The organism is Streptomyces anandii JCM 4720 (assembly GCF_014650655.1).
Taxonomy (GTDB): Bacteria; Actinomycetota; Actinomycetes; order Streptomycetales; family Streptomycetaceae; genus Streptomyces; species Streptomyces anandii.
In genome coordinates this window covers 502-2,322 of record NZ_BMVJ01000065.1, presented here as the reverse complement: position 1 = coordinate 2,322, position 1,821 = coordinate 502, and the positions used below count along the sequence as shown (strand labels likewise).

At 73.7% G+C, this 1,821-nt stretch carries 1 protein-coding gene; it reads left to right on the top strand.

Annotated features, from left to right (window positions below; all coding sequences use genetic code 11):
* A partial coding sequence (locus tag IE249_RS35270; protein WP_189711567.1) for a beta-ketoacyl synthase N-terminal-like domain-containing protein occupies window positions 1-1,821 on the top strand: 1,821 nt, incomplete at both ends.

The window sequence follows — 1,821 nt, the reverse complement described above, 5'->3', positions numbered from 1 at the left end:
GCCGGTGTCTTCGGTGCCGCGGGCCAGGGCAACTACGCGGCGGCGAACACCTTCCTGGACGCGCTCGCCGAGCACCGGCACGGTCTGGGTCTGCCGGCGCTGTCGCTGGCCTGGGGTCTGTGGGACACCGCCGGTGGCATGGGTGCCGGCCTGGGGCAGGGCGACCGCGAGCGTGTGCAGCGCGGTGGTGTCACCGCACTCACCGCCGATGAGGGCCTGGCCCTCTTCGACGCGGCCGAGGGTTCGACGGAGGCCCTGCTGGTGCCGATGCGGCTGGACCTGCCGGGCCTGCGCGCCCAGGCGAGCAGCACCGGCATGCTCCCGCCCCTCCTCCGCAGCCTGGTCCGGGTGCCGGTGCGCCGAGCGGCCACGGCGGCAGCGGGTTCGGCGCCGGCCGCCGGTGAAGTCGTACGACGCCTGCTCGGCCGTCCGTCCGGCGAGCAGGAGGCGGCGCTCCTGGAGCTGGTGCGCACGCAGGTGGCGGCGGTACTCGGTCACGCCTCGGCGGAGGCGATCGAGGCGGGCCGGGCCTTCAAGGAACTCGGCTTCGACTCCCTGACCTCCGTCGAGCTGCGCAACCGGCTCGGCACGGCCACCGGCACCCGGCTGCCCGCCACCCTCGTCTTCGACTACCCGACGCCCCTGGCCCTCGCCCAGTACCTGCGCGCCGAGTTCCTGGACGCCGACGGCGGCGAGGCCGAGGCGATCGCTCGGGCGGCCTCCGGCGGCATCGCGGGCGGGCCTTCCGCCGACGACGACCCGATCGCGATCATCGGCATGAGCTGCCGTTACCCGGGCGGGGTGCAGACCCCCGAGGACCTGTGGGAACTGGTGCTGGGCGGAAACGACGCCATCACCGAGTTCCCACGGGGACGCGGCTGGGACCTGGCGGCGCTCTACGACCCCGACCCGGACGGCGAGGGCACCAGCTACACCCGTGAGGGTGGATTCCTGCACGACGCGGGCGAGTTCGACCCGGCCTTCTTCGGGATCAGCCCGCGCGAGGCGGTGGCGATGGACCCGCAGCAGCGGCTGCTGCTGGAGACCACGTGGGAGGCGTTCGAGCGGGCCGGTATCGACCCGGCGTCCGCGCGCGGCAGCCGCACCGGCGTCTTCGCGGGCATCATGTACCACGACTACGCCACGCGGATCACCGCCGTTCCGGACGGCGTCGAGGGCTACCTCGGCACCGGCAACTCCGGCAGCATCGCGTCCGGCCGCGTCGCCTACGCCTTCGGCCTCGAGGGCCCGGCGGTCACCGTCGACACGGCGTGCTCCTCGTCGCTGGTCGCCCTGCACTGGGCGATCCAGGCGCTGCGCAGCGGCGAGTGCTCGATGGCGCTCGCGGGCGGTGTCACGGTGATGTCGACACCGGGCACCTTCACCGAGTTCAGCCGCCAGCGCGGTCTCGCGGCGGACGGCCGTATCAAGTCCTTCGCGGCGGCCGCCGACGGCACAAGCTGGTCCGAGGGTGCCGGCATGCTGCTCGTGGAGCGGCTGTCCGACGCCCGTCGCAACGGCCACCCGGTCCTCGCCGTCGTACGCGGCAGCGCCATCAACCAGGACGGCGCCAGCAACGGGCTCACCGCCCCCAACGGACCCTCCCAGCAGCGGGTCATCCGGCAGGCGCTCGCGGGCGCGGGCCTGGACAGCAGCCAGATCGATGTGGTCGAGGCACACGGTACGGGTACGACGCTGGGTGACCCGATCGAGGCGCAGGCGCTGCTGGCCACCTACGGCAAGGAGCGGACCGGCGGGGACGAGCCGCTGTGGCTCGGCTCGATCAAGTCGAACATCGGTCATACGCAGGCGGCTGCGGGC